Source organism: Photorhabdus hindustanensis, from assembly GCF_002968995.1.
Taxonomy (GTDB): Bacteria; Pseudomonadota; Gammaproteobacteria; order Enterobacterales; family Enterobacteriaceae; genus Photorhabdus; species Photorhabdus akhurstii.
In genome coordinates, this window is the sequence record NZ_PUWT01000123.1 from 1 (window position 1) to 2,196 (window position 2,196).

Annotated in this window: 6 protein-coding genes; all 6 read left to right on the forward strand. The window is 41.0% G+C overall.

Annotated features, from left to right (window positions below; translation table 11 throughout):
- Positions 1-576, forward strand: a 576-nt coding sequence (locus tag C6H66_RS24370) for a toprim domain-containing protein (protein WP_181150302.1), incomplete at its 5' end; no start/stop codon positions are given.
- Positions 577-598: 22 nt separating this feature from the next.
- Entirely contained in the window at positions 599-799 is a 201-nt protein-coding gene (locus C6H66_RS24375) for a hypothetical protein (protein WP_146111128.1), read from the forward strand.
- Positions 800-1,243 carry a YbcN family protein gene (locus tag C6H66_RS24380; protein ID WP_105397004.1) on the forward strand — a complete coding sequence of 148 codons (444 nt, stop codon included), beginning with the start codon at positions 800-802 and terminating at the stop codon, positions 1,241-1,243.
- The gene (locus C6H66_RS24385; protein ID WP_105397005.1) at positions 1,240-1,434 is read left to right on the forward strand and encodes a ClpX C4-type zinc finger protein; all 195 of its coding nucleotides are present in this window, start codon (positions 1,240-1,242) and stop codon (positions 1,432-1,434) included. Before C6H66_RS24380 ends, C6H66_RS24385 begins: the two co-directional genes overlap by 4 nt.
- The gene (locus C6H66_RS24390) at positions 1,394-1,597 is read left to right on the forward strand and encodes a NinE family protein (RefSeq protein WP_105397006.1); all 204 of its coding nucleotides are present in this window, start codon (positions 1,394-1,396) and stop codon (positions 1,595-1,597) included. The genes C6H66_RS24385 and C6H66_RS24390 overlap by 41 nt, the downstream gene beginning before the upstream one ends.
- Complete coding sequence (locus C6H66_RS24395) at positions 1,557-2,156, forward strand: recombination protein NinG (protein ID WP_105397007.1); 600 nt, start codon at positions 1,557-1,559, stop codon at positions 2,154-2,156. The genes C6H66_RS24390 and C6H66_RS24395 overlap by 41 nt, the downstream gene beginning before the upstream one ends.
- The last annotated feature ends 40 nt before the right edge of the window (positions 2,157-2,196 follow it).

Genomic DNA, 2,196 nt, shown 5'->3' on the forward strand with positions numbered 1-2,196 from the left:
TATTTATTCAGTCGCGGCATATTCGAATTACCAGTCGGCCACATTCGTTTTAATGCTGACGAAAAAACGCCGTTCGGCAAGAAACAGGCCGTTTGGTCAATAGCAACTGACGATAAAGGGGCGGGCTGTTACCTCCACAGAACTGTGTTAGACGGAGAGAAAAAAGCGGATTTCGATGGCAATAAGCGCATGCTGAAACTACAGGAAGATAACTATCTTAACTTTGCTAATTCCATTGCTATTCGCATGTTTCCGGTTTCGTCCACACTAGGGATCGCCGAAGGGATAGAGACAGCATTGTCATGTAAACAGATATACGGTTGCAACACCTGGTCAACACTGAATGCCGGGTTTTTGCGGAAGTTCCGCGCTCCCAAGGGAGTGAAACATTTGATTATATTTGCTGACAGAGATAGTAACGGCACGGGACTAGCGGCGGCGTTCGAATGTGGTAATAAAAACATTCTGAGTAATAACGATGTTGAACTAGTCAGTATCCGTTGGCCCGAAACAGGGGATTTCAACGATATGCTGATTAATGGTGCCAAAGTGTTTCAAGAGCAGTTACAGAGATAAAAAAATAGGAAGGATTTTTGATATGAATGAAGAAAGGTCTTACGTTACCTGTAGATGCGGTGGAAAAGCTATCAATTGCTGGGTATTGCGTGATTATAACGATGAAAGTAAAGGCAGGTGGCATTATCATAAATGCTTGCGCTGTCAAAATGAAGGTAAACATTATTTCACATTGGAAGAATCAGAGGCTGCATGGAATAAGAAAGTAAATAATGGGGGATAAATGGAAGCTGATTTTTGTTTTCACGAATCGAATAAATCTCAGGCATGGGAAATACTCAAAGAAACACTTGAAACTAAACAACCGCACCGCATTACTATTAAGCCTTGGAAGAATAAACGCTCATTATCTCAAAATGCAACGGCCCATTTGTGGTTTGGTGAAATAAGTCGTTATTTGTGTGCTAACGGTGCTACATATTCATCAGAAGAAGTTAAAGAAATGTTGAAGCATACATTTCTTGGCTATGAAGTTATTGATCGCGTGGATTTCAGTACTCAGGAAGTAGAGCACGTCAGGACGCTTCGGCACACATCAAAATTGGATACTGGCGAGATGTTCTATTTCATGAGCCAAGTTGAGCAATGGGCTGTGAGTATTGGCTGTTTCGTGACAATACCGGATAACAGCGAATATATGAAATTAAAACAGGAGCAAGATAAATGATAGCAAATAACAAACATTGGTGTAATTTCTGCGGTAAATCACAAGATGAAGTAAATGCAATAGTTTCAGGAATGAATAACAGTGATATTTGCGATAGTTGCGTTCTTCGCTGTGTTGGGACGTTAATACTGAAAGATGGAAATAAATTAAATGAGTCAGCAAACATCACAGACTCAGCGAGTCATCAATAATCTAATCTATAAAGTCCCATCTAATAAAAAATCAAAGCCAGTTCCCGCAGAGTCAGAAGTTAAAACTTTTGATTACGTTCATGAACTATTGAAATCAAAGTGGGATAGACGGAGAAATAGAAATGAAAAAACTTCGAATAAGAGAGTGCAAGGAGTGTCATAAAGAATATCAACCCGTTCGGCAATTACAAAATACGTGTTCAATTGAATGTGCAGCAGCTAAAGGCAGGAAAGACCGAAAAAAGAAACAGGAATTAGCAGAGCGGGAACTTAAAAAGAAACAGCAGCAAGAATTAGCAGAGAAGAAAGATAAACTCAAAGCCCGTCGATTAGCAGTAAAGCCCCGCAGTTATTTTATTCAGCAAGCCCAACGTTCTGTTAATGCATATATTCGTTATCGCGACAAAGATAAGCCCTGTGTTTCATGTGGGACATGTGAATCTTCTCGATGGGACGCAGGGCACTATAGAACGACGTCAGCAGCACCCCAGCTTCGCTTTGATGAGCGCAATATTCAACGGCAATGCATTGTCTGTAATCAGCATCACTCGGGGAACCTGGTTCCATATCGAGTTGAGCTTATTGAGCGGATTGGCATTGAGTCAGTAGAAGCTATCGAGAGTAATCATGATCGGCATAGATGGACTATCGAAGAGTGCAAAGCGATCAAAGCTGAGTTTGATGAGAAATTGAAGAGGCTACGGCATGACAATCTTCACTGATATTGAAGCAGCAATTGAGGAAGCCAGGTTCTTGCGACAT

Coding starts and splice junctions, on each gene's coding strand:
- C6H66_RS24395 (WP_105397007.1), top strand. CDS start 1,557: ATGAAAAAACTTCGAATAAGAGAGTGCAAGGAGTGTCATAAAGAATAT.
- C6H66_RS24380 (WP_105397004.1), top strand. CDS start 800: ATGGAAGCTGATTTTTGTTTTCACGAATCGAATAAATCTCAGGCATGG.
- C6H66_RS24390 (WP_105397006.1), top strand. CDS start 1,394: ATGAGTCAGCAAACATCACAGACTCAGCGAGTCATCAATAATCTAATC.
- C6H66_RS24375 (WP_146111128.1), top strand. CDS start 599: ATGAATGAAGAAAGGTCTTACGTTACCTGTAGATGCGGTGGAAAAGCT.
- C6H66_RS24385 (WP_105397005.1), top strand. CDS start 1,240: ATGATAGCAAATAACAAACATTGGTGTAATTTCTGCGGTAAATCACAA.